Genomic DNA, 19,365 nt, shown 5'->3' on the forward strand with positions numbered 1-19,365 from the left:
ATTATCCCATTTAAACCTCTTTTATAGCAAGGCGCCATTTTTCAACAAACCATGCAGCCAAGGGGCGCGGGCAGTGTTAAAATCCGCGCCATGACACAGATACAACAACAAGTGCAGCTGCTCACCATCGAAGCTGAGCATGACGGGCAGCGCATCGACAATTTTCTCAAGACTCAGCTAAAGGGCGTCCCCAAGAGCCTGATCTATCGCATCCTTCGTAAAGGCGAAGTGCGAGTAAACAAAAAGCGCATCAAACCGGAGTACAAACTCTGCGCAGGTGACGAGGTGCGGGTGCCCCCCGTGCGCGTTGCCGAGAAGAATGAGCTGCCTTCGGCAAACCTCGGGGTTATCCAGCGTCTGGAGAGCCAGATCCTGTTCGAAGACGATGCCATGATCGTGCTGAACAAGCCCTCCGGCATGGCAGTACATGGCGGCAGCGGCCTGAGCTTTGGCGTGATTGAAGGGCTGCGAGCCCTGCGGCCGGAAGCCCGTTTCCTCGAATTGGTTCATCGACTGGATCGCGACACCTCTGGTGTATTGCTGGTTGCCAAGAAGCGCAGCGCCCTGCGCAGCCTGCATGAGCAGTTGCGCATCAAGACCATGCGCAAACAGTATCTGGCGCTGGTGCGTGGCAAGTGGCAGGCTCACGTCAAGGTGGTTAATGCGCCGCTGCGCAAAAACGATCTGCAATCCGGTGAACGGGTAGTACGGGTCAGTGCCGATGGCAAGCCCTCCGAAACCCGGTTCCGTATCGTGCGTCAATTTGCCGAAGCGACCCTGGTCGAGTGCAGCCCCATCACCGGTCGTACCCACCAGATCCGCGTGCATACCCTGCATGCCGGTCATCCGATCGCCTGTGACGATAAGTACGGTGAAGCAGCATTTGACGAGAAAATGCGCAGCCAAGGTCTGAAACGGCTCTTTTTGCATGCCTGGAAGCTCAGCTTCACCCATCCGGCCGATGGTCGCGAAATGCAGGTAGAAGCGCCGCTCGCACCTGAGCTCGACAACTTCCTCAACGGCTTGCCACGCTGATGCAGGATATCCGGCTCGCCATTTTCGATTGGGACGGTACCCTGATGGATTCGGTAGGCCGGATTGTGGCCTGTGTGCAAGCGGCCGCCAGAGATTGTGAGCTGGCGGTACCTGCACCAGCCCAGATCCGGCAGATCATCGGATTGAGCCTCGATGTCGCCATGTCCCGTCTGTTCCCCTTATGCAGTGGCAGTGGCGCCACCAGCGGTGAGCGCCAGATTGCCGCAATCATCGATCGCTATCGTCATCACTATCTGCACGACGCGACCCCCAGCCCGCTGTTTGCCGGGGCTGGGGAGTTGCTGCATGACTGGCAGTTACGAGGGCTGCAACTGGCCATCGCTACCGGCAAATCGCGCCGTGGGCTGGATCGGGTATTGGATGAGACCGGGCTGCGCTCGTTGTTTGTGACCAGTCGTGGGGCCGATGAGGCTCGCTCCAAGCCTGATCCGCTGATGCTTGAGCAGATCCTGGACGAGCTGGGGCTGTCACCCCGGCAGGCCGTCATGATCGGCGACTCTGTTCACGATATGGCGATGGCCGAGGCAATTGCCATGCCGCGCATCGGCGTTACTTGGGGTGTAGATAGTCGGGATGCCCTCGGTCGTCAAGGACCTGTGGCGGTGGTGGACTCCATGAAGGCTCTTCGCGCGCTGTTTTAGACGCCTCTTTTTAACAGACATCAATCTGATTGATAACAGAAGCCCGGTCTATTGATCGGGCTTTTTATATCCTCGATCTAGCTTATCTATTCTCGTCCGCAATCAGGGCAGGGCAATACCGTGGCGCTCCAGCAGTTCGATCAGGCCGATCAGTGGCAGACCGATCAATGCGTTAGGGTCGCGCCCCTCCAGCCCCTTGAACAGAACGATCCCCATCCCTTCACATTTGAAGCTGCCCGCACAATCTAGGGGCAATTCTGCCTCTACATAGCGGCGAATGGCGGCTTCATCGAGGTTACGAAAATGGACGGTGAAAGGTTCCACCAGTTGATGAGTCTCACCGGTTGCGGCATTTACCACGCACAGGCCGGTATAGAAGGTGACGCTGCGACCTTGAGCCGCCATCAGCTGGGCGATGGCATTGTCGATGGTGCCCGGTTTGCCGAGGATGCGTCCATCGCAGACACACACCTGATCAGATCCGATGATCAAGCCGTGATCACGATGTCGGGCGATGGCATCAGCCTTGGCACGAGCCAGTCTGGCCACCAGCGCCTCGGCGGATTCGCCAGCCAGCGGGCGTTCATCCACATCGGGGGCGGCACATTCAAAGGGGAGGCCGAGCTTCTCCAGCAGGGCTTTGCGATAGCGAGAAGTTGAGGCGAGGATCAGATTCTGTGGCATAATCAGGTACCGATGAAAGCGAGTACCGGCATTCTAGGGACTTGTGACGTTAAAATCATCGGCGGTAAGGACTTTTTCCTTTGACTATCAGTTGTTGGACCTATATTATTCGCGCCCTATGCAAAAGGTGAAGTTGCCCGTTAAGGTTGATCCAGTCCGTAGTGCCTTGAAGCTGCTCGATTACATCGGGATAGTGGAAAAGTCGCAGATGCCCAGGCTGGAGGAATCAACCGCTGGCTTGCAGAGTGATATCGAGGTATCACTGCACTTTGGCAAAGATGTCCAGAAGTTGACCGTTATGAAAGGCACTGCCCATGCCAAGGTTGACCTGGTTTGCCAACGTTGCGGAGAGACATTCGAACACCTCTGTGAAGCTGAATTTATCTACACTCCGCTGTTCGAAAGAACAAACGAGGAAGAACTGCCGGAAGCTTATGAGCCCATTGAGTTGGACGAAAACGGCGAGATAGATCTTCATCAAATCCTGGAGGATGAACTCATCCTCTCGTTGCCTCAAGTCGCTATGCATTCTCTGGATGCATGCCCGAGAGGAAACATGGAGATGACCTGGGGTGAAATCGAACCTGCTGATGAGCGGCCGAATCCCTTTGCAGTTCTTGAAGAGCTTAAACGTAAGTGAATTTAGGAGTTAGCCTACAATGGCCGTACAACAGAACCGTAAAACCCGTGCCAAGCGTGGCATGCGTCGTTCCCACGATGCGCTGACCACCGCTGCCCTGACTGTTGATCAGACCAGTGGCGAAATTCATCGTCGTCACCACGTGACTGCCGATGGTTTCTACCGCGGTAAAAAGGTAATCGCTTAAGGATTGCCTTTGTCTACGCAAACTGTCGCGCTAGACATCATGGGGGGAGATATTGGCCCCTCGGAAACAGTGCCTGCCGCCGTGCAGGCACTGTCTCTTTTACCCCAGCTAAAACTGATCCTGGTCGGCGACCAGCACCAGACCTCTTCTTTGCTGCAGCAACATGGCTTGCTGAATCATCCCCGCGTTCGTTTCGTACATGCATCCCAGGTAGTTGGCATGGGCGATAAACCGATCGTGGCGCTGCGTACTCTGAAAGACTCCTCCATGCGGGTGGTACTCAATCTGGTGAAAGCCGGTGAGGCCGATGCCTGCGTCAGTGCTGGCAATACAGGTGCGTTGATGGCGATGGCCAAGTGCGTGCTCAAATCTCTACCCGGGGTAGACAGACCAGCCCTCATCAAGGCGTTGCCAACATTGAGTGGTAAACGCACTGTGATGCTGGATCTCGGCGCCAACGTCAGTTGCGATGCCGATACCCTGTTGCAGTTTGCGGTGATGGGCTCCGTCGTGGCCGAAAAGGTAGAAGGCATAGCATTACCTCGTGTTGCCTTGCTCAACATCGGCGAGGAGGAGATCAAGGGCAACGATCTGGTGCGCCACAGCGCCGAATTGTTGCGTCAGTGCCACGCGCTCAATTATGTCGGGTTCGTCGAAGGGGATCGCATCTTCAGCGGCGACAGCGACGTGATCGTCTGCGACGGTTTTGTCGGCAATGTCGCCCTCAAGACGGCAGAAGGGGTGGTGCGGATGATGGCCCAGCTGGCCGGATATCCCCGCAAGAAACGCACTTTTCTTGGCCGGATCGCCGGATTTATGTTCAAACGGCGTTTTTCTTACCTGAACCCCGACCAGTATAACGGGGCAAGTCTGTTAGGATTGCGCGGCATTGTGGTAAAAAGTCATGGGCGGGCCGAACGGCGCGCTCTGTGTAATGCGATCCTGCTGGCCGCACAAGAGGCCAAACATCAACTTCCACTGCAAATAGCAGATCGCCTTGAAGCTGTCTTCTCTGACAGGGATCTATAAGAACTCTATGCATAGCAAAATTCTGGGTACTGGCAGCTACCTGCCGAGTTCAGTGCGTACCAACGCCGATCTCGAGCAGATGGTTGAGACCAGTGATGAGTGGATCGTGGAACGCACCGGTATCCGTGAGCGCCGTATTGCCGGGGCTGACGAGACCGTTGCCACCCTCTCTTACCAGGCCGCCCTGCGCGCCTTGGATGCAGCCGGTTTGACCGCTGCCGATCTCGATATGATAGTGCTGGCCACTACCAGTGCTGAAAATGCCTTCCCGGCTGCCGCCTGCGAGCTGCAGGGGCTGCTCGGCGTACCGGGCATCCCTGCCTTTGACGTGGCAGCGGCCTGCGCAGGCTTCACTTATGCGCTCTCCATTGCCGATCAGTTCGTCAAATCCGGCGCCGCCCGCCATGTACTGGTCGTCGGGGCCGATGTACTCTCCCGCATGTGCGATCCACAAGATCGCGGCACCATCATCCTGTTTGGTGATGGGGCTGGGGCTGTGATTGTCGGTGCCAGCGAGACGCCGGGCATCCTCTCTACCCATCTCCATGCCGATGGCCGTTATGGCGAGCTGCTCAAGCTGCCGCACCCTCGCCGCGGCATGCCGGGTGCCGAGCTCGAAGCCTACATGTATATGAAAGGCAACGATGTCTTCAAGGTCGCGGTCACCCGTCTGAGCGAGATCGTCACCGAAACCCTTGCTGCTGCAGGCATCAAGCCGAGCGAGCTGGATTGGCTGGTGCCGCATCAGGCCAACTTTCGCATCATCAGCGCCACCGCCAAGAAGTTGGGTATGAGCCTCGATAAAGTGGTGCTGACCCTCGACAAGCACGGCAATACCTCTGCCGCTTCCGTTCCGGTCGCCTTTGACGAAGGGGTGCGGGATGGCCGGATCAAACCGGGTCAGCTGGTACTGCTGGAGGCCTTCGGCGGCGGTTTTGCCTGGGGCTCGGCGCTGGTTCGCCTCTGATCTTCGGCGGGATGGTGCGCCCATCATCCCGTCACCGATTTCATTTTTGTCTTATCTAAAAGGAATCAATGATGACCCAATTTGCCATTGCCTTCCCGGGACAAGGTTCCCAGTCCGTTGGCATGCTGGCCGAGCTGGCCGAACAACATGCCGTGATCAAGGAGACCTTCGCCGAGGCGAGTCAGGTGCTGGGTTATGACCTGTTTGCCCTGGTGATGGATGGTCCGGTTGAAGATCTGAACAAAACCTGGCGCACCCAGCCTGCGCTGCTGACGGCCTCTGTCGCCCTGTGGCGCCTGTGGCAACAGCAGGGTGGGGCAACTCCTGCCATGATGGCGGGTCACAGCCTGGGTGAGTACTCCGCGCTGGTTTGCAGCGGCGCACTCGATTTTGCCGATGCGGTCAAACTGGTCGAGTTGCGTGGTCTGGCCATGCAGGAAGCGGTACCGGAAGGCACCGGCGCCATGGCGGCCATCATCGGTCTGGATAACGAATCCATCGCCGCCAACTGCGAAAAAGCGGCACAAGGGCAGGTGGTCTCTCCGGTCAACTTCAACTCCCCGGGCCAGGTGGTTATCGCCGGTCACAAAGAGGCCGTTGAGCGCGCCAACGTGCTGATGAAAGAGTCGGGCGCCAAGCGTGCGCTGCCGCTGCCGGTCTCCGTGCCGTCTCACTGCGCGCTGATGAAACCTGCCGCAGAAAAACTGGCAGCTGCGCTGGACGGGATCGAGATCAAGGTTCCAACCATCGCTGTCATCAATAATGTCGACGTATCCTGTGAACAGGATCCGGCCGCCATCAAGCAAGCGCTGGTACGTCAGCTGTTCAGCCCGGTTCGTTGGACCGAGACTGTCGAGCGGATGGCCAACGAGGGGGTTACCCTCGAGATCGAGATGGGACCGGGCAAAGTGTTGACCGGGCTCGCCAAGCGTATCGACAAGCGCGTGGAAGGTATTCACGCCAACGATGCCGCCTCTTTCGAGCAGGCGCTGGCCCAGATCAAGTAAACAGGAGCAAGTGATGAGCTTTACCGATAAGGTTGTGTTGGTGACCGGTGCCAGTCGTGGCATCGGCCGTGCGATTGCCGAAACATTCGTGGCCCGTGGCGCGAAAGTGGTCGGTACGGCGACCAGCGAGAGCGGTGCCGAGGCGATCAGCGCCTATCTGGGCGAGAATGGTTGCGGCATGGCACTGAACGTGACCAGCCAGGAATCCATCGAAGCCGTCTTCGCCGCCATCAAGGCGCGCTTTGGCGACATCGACATCCTGATCAACAACGCGGGTATCACCCGTGACAACCTGTTGATGCGGATGAAAGATGACGAGTGGAACGAGATCATCGATACCAATCTGACCTCGCTTTATCGTCTGAGCAAACCTGTGCTGCGTGCCATGATGAAGAAACGTCACGGTCGCATCATCAACATTGGCTCCGTGGTGGGAACCATGGGCAATGCCGGTCAGGTCAACTATGCTGCCGCCAAGGCCGGTCTGGTTGGTTTTACCAAGTCGTTGGCGCGGGAAGTGGCATCCCGTGGTATCACAGTGAACGCGGTTGCTCCCGGTTTCATCGAAACCGACATGACCCGTGCCCTGAATGACGATCAACGTGCCGGCATCATGAGTCAGGTGCCTGCCGCCCGTTTGGGTGATCCAAAAGAAATTGCCGCAGCTGTGGTATTCTTGGCTTCTGATGAAGCAGCCTATATCACCGGCGAAACCCTGCATGTTAATGGCGGGATGTACATGGTGTAATCAATTTGTCGTAAGATCTGTTCAAATTTGCGATAGTACGCCGAAGTTTGGCACATTTCGTGGTTTGACCAGCGGCAAGCTACTTGCAAACTCACGTCAATTGAATAAACTACCCCAACCAGACGCAAATAGCGTATTTTTAAAGGAAAATTCAGGTCATGAGCAACATCGAAGAACGCGTAAAGAAAATCATCATCGAACAACTGGGTGTTAAAGAGGAAGACGTTAAGAAAGCTGCCTCCTTCGTCGACGACCTGGGCGCTGACTCTTTGGATACCGTTGAACTGGTAATGGCGCTGGAAGAAGAATTCGATACCGAAATTCCTGATGAAGAAGCCGAGAAGATCACCACTGTTCAAGCGGCTATCGACTACATCACCGCTAATCAGGAATAAGTTCCTGTTCTAAGAGAAGCGGCCCAAGGGCCGCTTCTTTTGTATTTGTTCCTTTTCAAAACACCTCTCGGAGACTACCTCAGTGTCAAAACGCAGAGTCGTGGTGACCGGCTTGGGGATGCTTTCCCCGGTGGGTAACACTGCCGAATCCAGCTGGCAAGCACTGCTCAACGGGCAGAGCGGCATTTCCCTTATCGAACACTTTGATGCCAGCGAGTTTGCAACCCGCTTCGCAGGTCTGGTGAAGGATTTTGATCCCGAGCAGTACGGTATCAACCGTAAAGACGCTCGCAAGATGGATCTCTTCATTCAATACGGCATCGCGGCCGGTATCCAGGCGCTGGATGATTCCGGCCTGACCATCAATGAAGAGAATGCCGAACGTGTCGGCGTGGCGATTGGCTCCGGTATCGGCGGTCTGGGTCTGATTGAACAGAACCACGAAAGCTTGGTCAATGGCGGCCCGCGCAAGATCAGTCCCTTCTTCGTTCCGTCCACCATCATCAATATGGTGTCCGGTCATCTTTCCATCATGAAAGGTCTGCAAGGGCCGAACATCGCCGTGACGACCGCCTGTACCACTGGTACCCATGCCATCGGTATGGCGGGTCGGATGATCGCTTACGGTGATGCCGACGTGATGGTCGCCGGCGGTGCCGAGAAAGCCTCCACCGCGATGGGGATGGGTGGCTTCGCTGCCGCCAAGGCACTCTCCAACCGCAACGACGAGCCGCAAAAAGCGAGCCGTCCGTGGGATAAAGATCGCGATGGTTTCGTGCTGGGTGACGGTGCCGGTGTACTGGTGCTGGAAGAGTACGAACACGCCAAGGCCCGTGGCGCCAAGATCTACGCCGAGCTGGTCGGTTTTGGCATGAGCGGTGACGCGTACCACATGACTGCGCCTCCTGCAGATGGCAACGGTGGTGCTCGCGCCATGAAAAATGCCATCAAGGATGCTGGCATTGCCCCCGAGCAGATTGGTTACATCAACGCGCACGGTACCTCCACCCCGTTGGGTGATGTGGCTGAACTGCGTGGCATGAAGTCGGTGTTTGGTGAGCACGCCAAATCCCTGATGGTGAGCTCCACCAAGTCCATGACCGGTCACCTGTTGGGCGCCGCCGGTGCCATCGAGGCGATCATCACTGTGTTGGCCCTGCGTGATCAGGTGGCTCCGCCCACTATCAACCTGGATAACCCGGATGATGAGTGCGATCTGGATCTGGTACCCCATGTGGCCAAGCCTGGCAGCTTCGAGTACGCCCTTTCCAACTCATTTGGTTTTGGCGGCACCAATGGCTCACTGATCTTCAAACGCGTATAATTTGCCGCAGGGCAAAGACACAGGCCCGATACTGCCGGTATCGGGCCTTTTTTATCGGAGGGATCCCTTTGCTTATCAATGGCATGAAGCTTGATACCATCTCGGCCCATGATCGGGGGCTGGCCTATGGTGACGGTCATTTCACCACCATGGCGGTCAGGGAGGGTCGCGTGTTGCAGTGGCCTGCCCATCTGGCACGGTTGCAGCTGGCCAACAACCGGCTGGGATTGGTTGAACCGGACTGGGATCTCTTGACCCGGGAGGTTGAAGAGATTGTGGCCGACCAGCCACAATGCGTGGCCAAGGTGATCCTGACCCGCGGCGAGGGGGGGCGGGGCTATGACGGCAGCGGATGTCAGCACACAACCCGGATTGTCACTCTGGCACCATTTCCCACTCACTATGGCCAGTGGCAACAGGAGGGGATCGAGATAGTGGTGTGCCGCCAGAGGATCGGTGATGCGCCTATGCTAGCCGGGCTTAAAACCTTGAATCGTCTGGAGCAGGTATTGCTGAAAAGCGAACTTGTCAGCCGAAATGCAGTCGAAGGGATAGTGCTTAACAGTCGTGGTTTTCTGATTGAAGGGGTCAGTGCCAATCTGTTTTGGCGTCGGGGCAAGACGGTGTTTACACCCGATCTCGCCCGCGGTGGTGTCGATGGCATCATGCGCCGCCAGGTGATGGCGATGTTGAAACAGATGAGTATTGAGTTGCGTGTGGTAGAGGCTCCGCTGGAGTCACTATGGCAGGCGGAAGAGGTGTGGCTCACCAATACCCTGATGGGGGTCGTGCCGGTCAATTGCATCGAGGATATTCACTATCCCACAGCGGTATTGAGTCGCCGTTTACAGGAGCGTTTGGTCATTGAAGTTTAATCGGCTTTACACCCTGCTCGCGGGGGCGGCACTGACGGTAGCCGCTGCCGGGGGCTATGTACATTACAAATGGCAACAGGTAGAGACGCTCACCAACAAGGGGCCGACCCGGCTCTTTACGGTGGAGAAGGGCGCCCATGCGGCGCGCCTCATCGCCGAACTAGGTGAGGGGGAAACCAGCCCCTGGGCGGTGCGGCTCTGGCTGCGCAGCCATCCCGAACTGGTGGCCATCAAATCGGGCACCTATGAAATCAAGGAAGGGGCCCCTCTCAAGGAGACCCTCTCTCTGTTCGCATCGGGCAAGGAGTTTCACTTCAGCCTCACCTTCGTCGAAGGTTCCCGTTTCGAGGATTGGCAGAAGCAGCTCTCCAGCGCCCCATACCTTGAGCGATTGACCGTCGAGCAATCCGAAGCCGACTTGGCGCAGGAGCTCGGCATCGAGAATGGCAAGCTGGAGGGTTGGTTCCTGCCGGAAACCTATGCCTATACCACCCATGCCAGCGATCTCTCGATCTTGCGTCGCGCCCATCAGGATATGGAGACTTTCCTGCAGCAGAGCTGGGAGAAACGTCAGGCCAACCTGCCGTACAAAACGCCCTATGAGGCGCTGATCATGGCCTCCATCATCGAGAAGGAGACCGGCCAGCCGGACGAGCGGGCACAGATCGCCTCGGTGTTTGTCAATCGTCTGCGTCTGGGCATGAAGTTGCAAACCGATCCCACCGTCATTTACGGGGTGAAAGATCGCTACGATGGCAACATTCGCCGCAGCGATCTGACCGACAAGAATCCCTACAACACCTATGTGATCGACGGTTTGCCGCCCACGCCTATTGCCATGCCGGGCAAGGCCTCCATCGAAGCTGCGCTTAACCCCAAATCGACCGATTATCTCTACTTTGTCGCCAAGGGGGGCGGTGCTCACTATTTCTCCAAGACCCTCGATGAACACAATCGGGCGGTTCGCGAATACATATTGAAGAAACCCTAATGTCTAAATTTATTGTGATCGAAGGATTGGAAGGGGCAGGGAAGAGCTCGGCCGTTCGTTATGTGACCGACTATCTGCAGCGCCACGGCATCAACCGGATCGAGTGCACCCGCGAGCCGGGTGGTACGCCACTGGCCGAGCGGATGCGGGCCATCGTCAAAGAGGTGCACGACGAGCGCCTCACCATCGAGGCGGAATTGCTGCTGATGTATGCCTCCCGGGTACAACTGGTGGAGACCCGCATCAAACCCGCACTGGCCGACGGTGTCTGGGTGGTGGGGGATCGCCACGATCTCTCCTCCCAGGCCTATCAGGGTGGCGGCCGTGGTATCGATGCACAGCTTATCGGAGCCATCAAGCAGGCAGTGCTGGGCAACTTCAAGCCGGATCTCACCCTCTATCTCGATATCGATCCCGCCCTTGGCTTGCAGCGCGCGCGCCATCGTGGCGAGCTGGATCGCATCGAACTGGAGCAACTGAGCTTCTTCGAGCGCACCCGAACTCGTTATCTCGAACTGGCCGCCAAGGATGATTCCATTGTGGTGATCGATGCGGCGCAAACGCCGGAACAGGTCAAAGCTGCCATCGAGCTTGCATTGGATCACTATCTGTCAAACGAGCGCCTATGTATCCCTGGCTGATCCCCGACTGGCATGCCCTGAGCCAGACTGCCCAGTCCGGTCGTCTCGGCCACGCCTGGTTGTTGCTCGGCGATCCCGGTCTTGGCAAAGAACAGCTGGCCGAGCGGTTGGCGCGTCTGCATCTTTGTCAGCAACCGGATCGCGGAGAGCCGTGCGGCCACTGCCACTCCTGCCAGTTATTTGACAAGGGCAACCACCCGGATCTTGGCACCATCACCCGCGACAGCAAGACAATCGGGGTCGAGGCTATTCGCGAGATCTGCACCCGGCTGCAGGGCTCTGCCCAGCTCGGCCGTGGCAAGGTGGTGATTATTCCTGAGGCGGAGCGGATGACCGAATCGGCGGCTAACGCCCTGTTGAAAACCCTGGAAGAGCCGGCCGGCGACAGCTTGCTGTTGCTGATTGCCTCCCAGATTTCCCGGTTGCTTCCCACCATTCTCAGTCGCTGTCACAAACATGTCTGTCAATTGCCTGCGGAAGGGGAAACAGTACGCTGGTTGGCCGAGCAGGGTCATCAGGCCACGTTGGCTCAGGTGCGGATCTGTCAAGGGGCCCCGTTGCGGGTACTCGACTATATCGAGCAGCAACAGGACGGTACTCGCCGCGAATTGCTGGAGCAGTTTGTCGCCCTGAGTCAAAGTCCGGTCAAGGCGACGGCACTGTGCAGCCAGCTTGGTCAGGAGACGCTGGTAAGGTTGCACTGGTTGCAGCTCTTCTTGTGCGATGCCCTGAAAACCCAGGCAGGATGCGGTCACCATCAGCTGGCCATGCCTGATCTGGCCATCTTGAGTCAACGGTTGGCGGAGCAGCACTCCAGCGAAAAACTGCTGGAGGCAGAACAAGATCTGGTAGCCCTGAAAGCGGCATGCCAGCCGGGCCAGCTCTCCAATCCCACCATCCATCTGATGAACTGGCTCAGTCGCTGGTTATAAGTACCGACAAGCAGAAAGGTTTTATATGTTACTCGTTGATTCCCATTGTCATCTCGATCGCCTCAGCTATGGCAGCAAGCAGACCAGCATGTCTGATGTACTTGCCAAGGCCGCGAAACTGGACGTGGGATATTTTCTCTGTGTCAGTGTGACTCAGGCACAGTTCCCGACCATGCTCGAGGCGATCGCACCTTATCCCCAAGTGTTTGCCTCTTGCGGGGTACACCCGCTCAATCAGGAACCCGGGGTGGATGCAGCCTTGCTGCTTACTCAGGCGGCGGACGAAAGAGTGATCGCCATCGGTGAGACCGGGCTCGACTACTTCTACTCCCCCGAGAACAAGGAAGTGCAGCAAGCTTCTTTCCGCGAACATATCCGGGTTGCTCGCGCGCTGAACAAGCCGCTGATCATCCACACTCGCGATGCCCAGCAAGATACCTTGCAGATCATGCGAGAAGAGGGCGCTGATCAGGTCGGCGGTGTGCTGCACTGCTTCACCGAATCCCTCGAGATGGCGCAAGCGGCGATGGCGATGGGGTTCTATATCTCCATCTCCGGGATCGCCACCTTCAAAAATGCGTCTGCACTGCAAGAGGTGGTCAAGGCACTTCCCCTCGACAGATTGCTGGTCGAAACCGACTCGCCCTATCTTGCCCCCGTGCCGCATCGGGGGAGGGAGAACGAACCCGCCTTTGTGCGAGACGTTGCGCAGTTTATTGCCGATCTGCGTCATATTCCGCTTAATGAATTGGCAGAAGCCACCAGCCGAAATTTCTTTGAACTATTCAAACTGGCGAAAAAATAACACATAAGCCCCGTTGCTCGGGGCTTTTATATTTCAAATACCAAGCTGATTACCCACCTGAATATCAACACCGAACTGTGTTATCTCTCACATTTATCCAGTCTATGTAGCCTGTTCATCCATACAAACCGAGTCGAATCATATTCTGATGTTTCGTTTATCTAATGTGGCCAAGAGGTATAAAAACATCAGGCTATAAGTATCGATAATATTCATTATCGATACTTGATGTGTGGGAAGGATCCTGTAAGATCCTCTCAAACTTCATATTAATCATAGCGTTCCGTGGCATATCCAACCTTGTCTAATCCAGCTCATCAGTCACTGCAGACTGTTTTTGATGCGCAACTAAATAGCCGGGCGCGCCGCTTTTTGCGCAGTGCAAAAGCGGATTCCACCCTCAATGCCTATCAGGCTGATACCCGTATTTTTGTCTTCTGGTGCCAATTGCACGGGCTGGATCCGCTACAAACGACCCATCACGACATCATGAATTTTCTCGCTGATCAGGCCGACGGCGTATTGGCCGACTGGATATGGCTGGATAAAGAGGGGGGGAAGGGGGAGCTGCGTAATGGCGAGCCTCGAAAACCAGCAACCTTGGTGAGACGGCTGGCGGGGATCCGTTATGCCTTCAAGCAGAAAGGAATTCACCCCATGCCCACCGAACATCCCGAAATCAAGGAGATGATGCGCGGTATTGTCAGGTTAGGGGATAACCGCAAGCGCAAAACCGGTGCCCTGACGCTGCAACCATTGATCCAGGTACTGGATGGCATCGACACCAATGACCTCGCGGGTTTGCGTGATCACACCCTGATACTGCTGATGTTCAGTGGCGCCTTGCGCCGTTCGGAAGCGGCCCGAATTGAGGTTAGCGATCTCGATTTTATGGGGCAGGGGATCCGCCTTCGCCTCAAACCGAGCAAGCATCAGCTGCATGAAACCGAGATAGCCTTGATTCCGGGCAAGCACTATTGCCCCGTGTCGGCACTGCAAAAATGGCTACACAAAAGCCGGATCAGCGAGGGGCCGCTGTTTCGGCGCATGAACCGCTGGGGCCAATTGATGGCCGAACCACTCGGCCCACAGGGCATCAACCTGATGATCAAGCGGCGAACCGGCCAAACCATCGACGATCTTTACGTCAGTGGCCATAGCCTGCGGCGCGGTTTTATCACCTCGGCGGTGACTGCCGGCAAACCGATGAACAAGATCATTGAAGTCACTCGCCACAAGGATATGCGAACCCTGCAGGAGTACTTCGATGATGCCCATAAATTCTCCGATCATGCCCTTGATGGCTTGCTTTGACACAACTGCGTCACTTCAGAGATTACGTTAAATAGAGGCTCAAACTGTGCGCCGCTGGAATTAGCCAGTTTTGATGGTTTGAACTGTATGAAACGGAATATTACAAAAAACTTCATTTTTCGTTGGTTTGAGTGCGGGTTAAGTATCGAAGAAACAGCAAATCTTTGTTTTGTTTCTGTGACAGAGGTCACGCTATGGGACGAAGGGAAAGTGATGCCAGAGATATACAAACGAGTCATGCGAATGGCATCAGGCAGGGAATTACCAACCATTTTCGAGCGATATTGGGAGGGATGGAGGATGTCCGGATACCACCTGATAACGCCCGCAGGGTCACAAATGACACGTCAGCGACTGGAGCTAATCGACATTATGGGCGCTGAACACTTCCCAAGATGGAAATCCCCAAAGGTTAAGTACACGGGGCGCTAAGGCGTTTGCCGACCTCAGAATGCTGAAAGCCTTAAAAGCCGGTTTAGCAGGGAAGGGGGTGATCCAGTCTCAGGGCTAGATGGGCATGTTCCGCCGCCCGCCGATTGGTGGAAATATCGACATAAGTGGGCGGCTTGTAGGGGCTAAAGCCCCTGAAAATGCGGTTCCGCTGACTGCTATTTAACATAAAAAAGCCATTACGCAGTGTTAGAAAACCCCGCCTGTTTGGAAATTGAAGAACTGGCCGAGGTATGTGCAGGAACGCACACGGTACGATGTCCAGTTATCACAATGCAAGCTTTGGGCGGGGGCGCGCCAGTGTCTCGCAAGCGCCCGCAGTTACCCACCGCTCGGAACCCCTTCTCCACAGGCGAGCCCCCCTTGCCCCCGCAGTCAGGGCCACAGTCCGCAGGTTAAATCAGCTCTCTTTGTTTTTGTTTTTCAGGGCGTAAGGCCTCCCCATGCCCACTCGGGGTGATTGTTTCTTGCCTTCGCTTCGCTCAGGGCGGCCTACGGCCGCAGGGCGGAAACTTGGACTCCGGTGGTTATAGGGAGGCTATACGCGCCTTGTTCCAAGGCGAAGGCCCCCAACAGCGGGGACATCTCCCCGTTGGGGAGACCGGGGGACTGCCTGATGGATAAGGGGTTCCGAGCCGTGGATAACTGCAAAAGAAAAAGGCGCTCACTCGACCCAACCGCGCCCCCTACAGCTTGCATCTGGAGGGGGAGGGGGGTGAGGCGCGCGCGCCCTTCACATACTTTATCAGGGGTCAAACAGAGGGGGTCAGAGTGTAGCCCTGATGGTATTGGAGAGATCGGGTAAGGGTTAGCTGCCCGTAGTAGTTGAGACGGGCTTTAAGGCCATACTTGCGCAGCCAGTAATTACGGCGGACGACCCTGCCGAACTCTGGATGGCGCATGGCTGTAGCATGGTTGACGATGCCCCACCGGAGCAAAACAAGGATCATGGGGATGTTTTGGCGGCGGGCAACGTGGTCGGCAAACCGCATGATGGCCCAGCGGGGGATCTGCAAGGGATTGGTGATCGGGAATCGGAATTGATAGACGGGCGGGGTTGACCTGGATGATGCAACAGCGCCGGATGGCTTGGCTTTTTGCACGTGTTTATCTCCATACCACTGATGGATGTATTTTGCTGGCAGAATGCTGTAGCAGGCCCGCATATCGACAAAGCGAGGCTCTGTATAGCGTTCACAGTCGGGCGTTGCGTCTATGGCGTCAGGGTGGAGATAAGCGTCTTTGTAATCGCCATTGCCAAGCTTGATCCGACATTTGATAAGTCCCTTTGAATCCCGTATCGGGAAATCAAACAGTTCTTTGCCATCGTCGAACTCTTGGGCGGTGTCATAAGCCTTGTAGAGCCAACGGCCCCATGTGTATTTGGTGCCGCAGGGGCTACCGGTGGCTTTGCTCTTGCCCTTGAAATAGGAGGCCACATGGACGCGGGGAACGCGCAGGCCGAACTTGATCACCAGCCGAGCAATCCAGATAAGGGGATAGACGAGAAAGCCCTTGGCCCCCATGGACGAGCTGAACATGGTATCGGAGCTGTAGCACCAGCAGATGGTACGGCAAAGGGCGTTGACGATCTGCTTGTCGATTGACTCGATGTCCTGAACACCGAGGAAAGCGTTCCAGCCGCGTTTACGGACGAGACGGAGCCATTTAATCAACTGGGCGCGGTCAGGGTTGTTCCAGTCACGAGTGTTCATGAAGAACGCCGTTTCATCGAGAGCCAGGCAGCCATTTTTCGATTCATCATAGATCTGCTCTTGGTCTGACCGGAGCGCGGTTTTCTTAGGGCGCTCATACGCATAACCGAGGTTCTCAAGGTCTGACGAACGGGGCTCTTCCGGCAATCTGATGATCGGGGTTGCTTTACCCTTCTCATTGAGGGGCATGTGCTCGGGATAAACATCAATGTTTGTCGCAACAGGGCGGCCCTCATTGAGGTAGCCGACCATGATGGAGACCATTGTTACGGACTTACCAGCCCCAACGGGGCCAGTGACAAAATACGGCGCTTTCATGAAACCTCCCGAATTAAGGTAACTGTTAGGTTATTTGGCATCATATGCAGCACGGGCAACCGAGACTTGCCAGATAAAGAGCCATTGGGCCGTTCTGGCAGTGGCAATAAGAGCCATGACATGGGGAGTATTGGATGGCAAAAGCGAGAGGCCAAACAGTACAAGGGGCTGATTCATACCAGTGGTTAATGTGGCAAGAATGCCGGATAGAGCGGCAGTGAATGTAACAACCATCACAGACATGGCAGCAATAAGCGCAATTAAAGCGGCCTTCTTTGACATAAGGCCAACAATCTTGGCAAAGAATGAGCCAAAGCGTTCTATAAGCAACCCGACAAGTATTTTCATAATCAACGACTCCCGAGGACTTGAACCATTGTTTTATTCCAAAGAACAAACAAATAAAGGCCAAATAACATATAGAGGAACCAATATATTAACGGGTGATATGTCTCATTGTAATTCTGACAAAAAAGGCCGTAATCATTAGCCTTTGCGGTCAAGCCAGATATGGTGAACGTAAATGGAAAAGGCTTACAGTTGCCAACAGGCCAAACCCATTGGGGAAATATTGGTGACGAAGTAGGGGGAGCCTGATTTGCAGCCTCTTTAATTTGCTCTTCAAGCCATGTCTTTTCCTCTGACAATTTATCAAGAGCACCCTCGGCAGGCTTGAGGGCATCTTGCGCTTTAGTGGCAGCCTCTTGATCCGCTTTGGCCTCTGCCTCTTTCTCTTTTCTCATGGTCTCTTCGAGCTGGGCTTGTGTGAGAGGCTCTTTGAGCTTGTCATTAGCAGAACCTACACCACCTTCTGGGGTAATGCCCTGTTGAAGCTGTGACAAAAGCTGTTGAAGCTGCTGGAGCTTCTCAGGGGTCACATAGTTGGCAGCGTTTGGGTTGGTAGTCTGTAACTGACCTTTAATAAGGGCATCGAGCAATGCCTCATCAGCCTCTGAAACGCCTGGGATGTATTTAACAGGGTCAGGAAAGATATGGGGGTAAGGGTAAGGCCACGCATCCGGAACCATAAAAGCTTGAGCGGCTGCCTTTGGGTCTTGAAGCATAAAATCAGCAAGAGACTGATAAATAGCATCATCAGGAACAGACTCAGTAACTTCACCTTGGGAAATTTGAGGAGTAAAAGACATATTACGAGCGCCATAACAAATATCAGGTTCGGATGAGGCACAAGCATAAACTTTAAAAGAAGAGGTCAAGCCAAGTTGAGGATTTTTAGGGCCAGAAACTAAAACAAGTTGCTTTAGCGAATCACCATCGAGAACGCGATTCAAACATTGCTCATAAGTGAAATTATAAAAATTACCAAAGTTAGTCCCACACTGACCAGTAAACTTAATTTTAGAGCTAGTAACCTGTCCGGTTAATTCATCAATGGCCCAACCAGCAGCAGCCATAGTTGCAAACCAAGCAGCATACCAAGCATTTTTCTTTACAAGCCCTTTCATGTTGGTTTTAACATGAGACATAAAAGAAGCTTTTGGAACATCAACATGCTTAACAGCATAAGGCGCATTTGCGGCATACCCCTTAATTGTGGTGTTTACCTTAATCAAAGAGTCATTGACGATTTTGACAGAGTTTGCCTTGATAACTTCGGCATTCTGGAAGAAATCGCCTATCTGGAGAGCCGAGGCCGAGAAGGTGACGGCGGCAGCTAGTATTACGATGTACGGGCGCATATATCCCCCATGAAAAAGGGGGGCAGAGCCCCCCGATAGTACAGGGGCAGAGCCCCGCCAGTGATTAACCCTGAGCACCTTTGCGAACGAAGGTTTGCAGCAGGCCGAAGCCGATGGACAGGGACAACACCACGGCCATGATGGCAAAGCCAGCGCCGGAAGCGGTAGCAGCATCGGCCAGAACGGAAGTCTTCACCTCAGTGACCAGAGCGGAATCCAGAGCGCCGCCAGCAGCGGAGGCAACGCCAGAGACCAGAACACCGGAGGTAACAACTACCGGAGCAGCGTACTTACGAACCATATTGCGAATTTTCATGATCATTTCCTTTTGATTGATGTTTACGCTTTTCAATACAACTCAACCTTGAATTGCGTTTACCGTTTTCAATTGCCGCGAGCGGCCTTCTCAAAAATCTGGCGCACGTATCGAAACGTAGTGCCAGAACCGTAGCCAACGAGCCAAACCAAGAACCCGCCAGCAATAAACATTTCAATACCTTGCTCAATCACCGTTGATTCCCTCCCATGAACCCAATGGCGTAGAGCAGCATGTAGGCGGCAGCCACAATCAGTTGGGAATAGTCGGGTGGAATGTCCATGCTTACGCCTTAGCGTTCTGGACGCTTGCGGGCAGGTCTACCAGACGGAACCCGTTGAACTGGCGGTGGCGGCCGTTGTCGTCACCGAACGAGCCGTTCCGGTACTCGACCATGAACTCGGTAGGGCCCTTACCAGCGATGGTTTTAAGCATGGCGTGATAGCCGGCTGTCACCTGCTCTTCGGTGATGGCCACATCAATGATCTGACTCGGGTCAGTGGTGAGCAGCTTCACGGTGCCAGTAGTGACCTTGCGCCCGTCACGGTCTTTGGTGGCGGTGGTGATGTCGGTGCCTGAGAGTATCTGAGCGATGATTTTCATTTTTTAAGCCTTCTGTGAGTTGGTGGT

Annotated in this window: 23 protein-coding genes; 17 read left to right on the forward strand and 6 right to left on the reverse strand. The window is 55.2% G+C overall.

Features of this window, described 5'->3' with window-relative positions; all coding sequences use genetic code 11:
* The first annotated feature begins 90 nt into the window (after positions 1-90).
* Together rluC and ACTG2O_RS14705 are read left to right on the forward strand one after the other, a co-directional pair.
* Positions 91-1,035 carry a 23S rRNA pseudouridine(955/2504/2580) synthase RluC gene (gene rluC / locus ACTG2O_RS14700; RefSeq protein ID WP_202801611.1) on the forward strand — a complete coding sequence of 315 codons (945 nt, stop codon included), beginning with the start codon at positions 91-93 and terminating at the stop codon, positions 1,033-1,035.
* Entirely contained in the window at positions 1,035-1,697 is a 663-nt protein-coding gene (locus tag ACTG2O_RS14705; protein ID WP_439976208.1) for an HAD-IA family hydrolase, read from the forward strand. Before rluC ends, ACTG2O_RS14705 begins: the two co-directional genes overlap by 1 nt.
* 102 nt (positions 1,698-1,799) lie before the next feature.
* Here the strand turns inward: ACTG2O_RS14705 and ACTG2O_RS14710 are convergent, their stop codons facing one another.
* The gene (locus tag ACTG2O_RS14710) at positions 1,800-2,381 is read right to left on the reverse strand and encodes a Maf family protein (protein ID WP_019446421.1); all 582 of its coding nucleotides are present in this window, start codon (positions 2,379-2,381) and stop codon (positions 1,800-1,802) included.
* A 118-nt stretch (positions 2,382-2,499) separates the two neighbouring features.
* Between ACTG2O_RS14710 and yceD the strand changes: the two genes are divergently transcribed.
* The 15 genes from yceD (at position 2,500) to ACTG2O_RS14785 (ending at position 14,668) form a co-directional block, all read left to right on the forward strand.
* The gene (yceD, locus tag ACTG2O_RS14715; protein WP_005345553.1) at positions 2,500-3,021 is read left to right on the forward strand and encodes a 23S rRNA accumulation protein YceD; all 522 of its coding nucleotides are present in this window, start codon (positions 2,500-2,502) and stop codon (positions 3,019-3,021) included.
* A 19-nt stretch (positions 3,022-3,040) separates the two neighbouring features.
* Positions 3,041-3,208 carry a 50S ribosomal protein L32 gene (gene rpmF, locus ACTG2O_RS14720; RefSeq protein ID WP_005300935.1) on the forward strand — a complete coding sequence of 56 codons (168 nt, stop codon included), beginning with the start codon at positions 3,041-3,043 and terminating at the stop codon, positions 3,206-3,208.
* Between the two features lie 9 nt (positions 3,209-3,217).
* The gene (plsX, locus tag ACTG2O_RS14725) at positions 3,218-4,237 is read left to right on the forward strand and encodes a phosphate acyltransferase PlsX (protein ID WP_019446419.1); all 1,020 of its coding nucleotides are present in this window, start codon (positions 3,218-3,220) and stop codon (positions 4,235-4,237) included.
* Positions 4,238-4,244: 7 nt separating this feature from the next.
* Positions 4,245-5,204, forward strand: a complete 960-nt coding sequence (locus ACTG2O_RS14730) for a beta-ketoacyl-ACP synthase III (protein WP_019446418.1) — start codon at positions 4,245-4,247, stop codon at positions 5,202-5,204.
* A 71-nt stretch (positions 5,205-5,275) separates the two neighbouring features.
* Positions 5,276-6,211, forward strand: coding sequence for an ACP S-malonyltransferase (fabD, locus tag ACTG2O_RS14735; RefSeq protein WP_005333161.1), 936 nt, complete (start codon positions 5,276-5,278; stop codon positions 6,209-6,211).
* Positions 6,212-6,224: 13 nt separating this feature from the next.
* Positions 6,225-6,959: a 3-oxoacyl-ACP reductase FabG gene (fabG, locus tag ACTG2O_RS14740; protein WP_439830602.1), complete on the forward strand. Its 735-nt coding sequence runs from the start codon at positions 6,225-6,227 to the stop codon at positions 6,957-6,959.
* Positions 6,960-7,117: 158 nt separating this feature from the next.
* Positions 7,118-7,354: an acyl carrier protein gene (gene acpP / locus ACTG2O_RS14745; RefSeq protein WP_439976212.1), complete on the forward strand. Its 237-nt coding sequence runs from the start codon at positions 7,118-7,120 to the stop codon at positions 7,352-7,354.
* A gap of 82 nt (positions 7,355-7,436) precedes the next feature.
* Positions 7,437-8,678, forward strand: coding sequence for a beta-ketoacyl-ACP synthase II (fabF, locus tag ACTG2O_RS14750; protein WP_201946488.1), 1,242 nt, complete (start codon positions 7,437-7,439; stop codon positions 8,676-8,678).
* A 68-nt stretch (positions 8,679-8,746) separates the two neighbouring features.
* On the forward strand, positions 8,747-9,553 hold the full coding sequence (gene pabC, locus ACTG2O_RS14755) for an aminodeoxychorismate lyase (RefSeq protein WP_439976215.1): 807 nt from the start codon (positions 8,747-8,749) through the stop codon (positions 9,551-9,553).
* Positions 9,543-10,544 (forward strand): endolytic transglycosylase MltG, encoded by a 1,002-nt coding sequence (mltG, locus tag ACTG2O_RS14760; RefSeq protein ID WP_005333156.1) that lies wholly within the window; start codon positions 9,543-9,545, stop codon positions 10,542-10,544. The genes pabC and mltG overlap by 11 nt, the downstream gene beginning before the upstream one ends.
* Positions 10,544-11,185, forward strand: a complete 642-nt coding sequence (tmk, locus tag ACTG2O_RS14765) for a dTMP kinase (protein WP_019446415.1) — start codon at positions 10,544-10,546, stop codon at positions 11,183-11,185. The genes mltG and tmk overlap by 1 nt, the downstream gene beginning before the upstream one ends.
* Positions 11,170-12,117: a DNA polymerase III subunit delta' gene (gene holB, locus ACTG2O_RS14770; protein WP_019446414.1), complete on the forward strand. Its 948-nt coding sequence runs from the start codon at positions 11,170-11,172 to the stop codon at positions 12,115-12,117. Before tmk ends, holB begins: the two co-directional genes overlap by 16 nt.
* A 25-nt stretch (positions 12,118-12,142) precedes the next feature.
* Positions 12,143-12,922 carry a TatD family hydrolase gene (locus ACTG2O_RS14775; RefSeq protein ID WP_019446413.1) on the forward strand — a complete coding sequence of 260 codons (780 nt, stop codon included), beginning with the start codon at positions 12,143-12,145 and terminating at the stop codon, positions 12,920-12,922.
* Between the two features lie 372 nt (positions 12,923-13,294).
* Positions 13,295-14,236 (forward strand): site-specific integrase, encoded by a 942-nt coding sequence (locus tag ACTG2O_RS14780; protein WP_019446412.1) that lies wholly within the window; start codon positions 13,295-13,297, stop codon positions 14,234-14,236.
* Between the two features lie 243 nt (positions 14,237-14,479).
* Positions 14,480-14,668: a DUF3653 domain-containing protein gene (locus ACTG2O_RS14785; protein ID WP_272870685.1), complete on the forward strand. Its 189-nt coding sequence runs from the start codon at positions 14,480-14,482 to the stop codon at positions 14,666-14,668.
* A 770-nt stretch (positions 14,669-15,438) separates the two neighbouring features.
* Here ACTG2O_RS14785 and ACTG2O_RS14790 read toward each other — a convergent pair.
* From ACTG2O_RS14790 to ACTG2O_RS14810, 5 genes are all read right to left on the reverse strand, one after another.
* The gene (locus tag ACTG2O_RS14790) at positions 15,439-16,719 is read right to left on the reverse strand and encodes a zonular occludens toxin domain-containing protein (protein WP_439976218.1); all 1,281 of its coding nucleotides are present in this window, start codon (positions 16,717-16,719) and stop codon (positions 15,439-15,441) included.
* Between the two features lie 30 nt (positions 16,720-16,749).
* On the reverse strand, positions 16,750-17,067 hold the full coding sequence (locus ACTG2O_RS14795) for a DUF5455 family protein (protein WP_101530571.1): 318 nt from the start codon (positions 17,065-17,067) through the stop codon (positions 16,750-16,752).
* 2 nt (positions 17,068-17,069) lie between these two features.
* Positions 17,070-18,419 carry a hypothetical protein gene (locus ACTG2O_RS14800; RefSeq protein WP_439976220.1) on the reverse strand — a complete coding sequence of 450 codons (1,350 nt, stop codon included), beginning with the start codon at positions 18,417-18,419 and terminating at the stop codon, positions 17,070-17,072.
* Between the two features lie 64 nt (positions 18,420-18,483).
* Complete coding sequence (locus tag ACTG2O_RS14805; RefSeq protein WP_205660700.1) at positions 18,484-18,735, reverse strand: hypothetical protein; 252 nt, start codon at positions 18,733-18,735, stop codon at positions 18,484-18,486.
* Between the two features lie 285 nt (positions 18,736-19,020).
* Positions 19,021-19,338 carry a hypothetical protein gene (locus ACTG2O_RS14810; protein ID WP_042658319.1) on the reverse strand — a complete coding sequence of 106 codons (318 nt, stop codon included), beginning with the start codon at positions 19,336-19,338 and terminating at the stop codon, positions 19,021-19,023.
* Between the last annotated feature and the right edge of the window lie 27 nt (positions 19,339-19,365).

Source organism: Aeromonas sp. 61P (genome assembly GCF_051919545.1).
GTDB classification, from domain to species: domain Bacteria; phylum Pseudomonadota; class Gammaproteobacteria; order Enterobacterales; family Aeromonadaceae; genus Aeromonas; species Aeromonas veronii.

Excerpts from the sequence above, each read along its gene's own strand:
- ACTG2O_RS14795 (WP_101530571.1), bottom strand. The coding sequence starts at position 17,067 with ATGAAAATACTTGTCGGGTTGCTTATAGAACGCTTTGGCTCATTCTTT.
- ACTG2O_RS14805 (WP_205660700.1), bottom strand. The coding sequence starts at position 18,735 with ATGAAAATTCGCAATATGGTTCGTAAGTACGCTGCTCCGGTAGTTGTT.
- ACTG2O_RS14730 (WP_019446418.1), top strand. The coding sequence starts at position 4,245 with ATGCATAGCAAAATTCTGGGTACTGGCAGCTACCTGCCGAGTTCAGTG.
- ACTG2O_RS14705 (WP_439976208.1), top strand. The coding sequence starts at position 1,035 with ATGCAGGATATCCGGCTCGCCATTTTCGATTGGGACGGTACCCTGATG.
- ACTG2O_RS14810 (WP_042658319.1), bottom strand. The coding sequence starts at position 19,338 with ATGAAAATCATCGCTCAGATACTCTCAGGCACCGACATCACCACCGCC.
- ACTG2O_RS14800 (WP_439976220.1), bottom strand. The coding sequence starts at position 18,419 with ATGCGCCCGTACATCGTAATACTAGCTGCCGCCGTCACCTTCTCGGCC.
- tmk (WP_019446415.1), top strand. The coding sequence starts at position 10,544 with ATGTCTAAATTTATTGTGATCGAAGGATTGGAAGGGGCAGGGAAGAGC.
- rpmF (WP_005300935.1), top strand. The coding sequence starts at position 3,041 with ATGGCCGTACAACAGAACCGTAAAACCCGTGCCAAGCGTGGCATGCGT.
- rluC (WP_202801611.1), top strand. The coding sequence starts at position 91 with ATGACACAGATACAACAACAAGTGCAGCTGCTCACCATCGAAGCTGAG.
- fabD (WP_005333161.1), top strand. The coding sequence starts at position 5,276 with ATGACCCAATTTGCCATTGCCTTCCCGGGACAAGGTTCCCAGTCCGTT.
- ACTG2O_RS14710 (WP_019446421.1), bottom strand. The coding sequence starts at position 2,381 with ATGCCACAGAATCTGATCCTCGCCTCAACTTCTCGCTATCGCAAAGCC.
- ACTG2O_RS14785 (WP_272870685.1), top strand. The coding sequence starts at position 14,480 with ATGGCATCAGGCAGGGAATTACCAACCATTTTCGAGCGATATTGGGAG.
- fabG (WP_439830602.1), top strand. The coding sequence starts at position 6,225 with ATGAGCTTTACCGATAAGGTTGTGTTGGTGACCGGTGCCAGTCGTGGC.
- yceD (WP_005345553.1), top strand. The coding sequence starts at position 2,500 with ATGCAAAAGGTGAAGTTGCCCGTTAAGGTTGATCCAGTCCGTAGTGCC.
- ACTG2O_RS14775 (WP_019446413.1), top strand. The coding sequence starts at position 12,143 with ATGTTACTCGTTGATTCCCATTGTCATCTCGATCGCCTCAGCTATGGC.
- acpP (WP_439976212.1), top strand. The coding sequence starts at position 7,118 with ATGAGCAACATCGAAGAACGCGTAAAGAAAATCATCATCGAACAACTG.
- holB (WP_019446414.1), top strand. The coding sequence starts at position 11,170 with ATGTATCCCTGGCTGATCCCCGACTGGCATGCCCTGAGCCAGACTGCC.
- ACTG2O_RS14790 (WP_439976218.1), bottom strand. The coding sequence starts at position 16,719 with ATGAAAGCGCCGTATTTTGTCACTGGCCCCGTTGGGGCTGGTAAGTCC.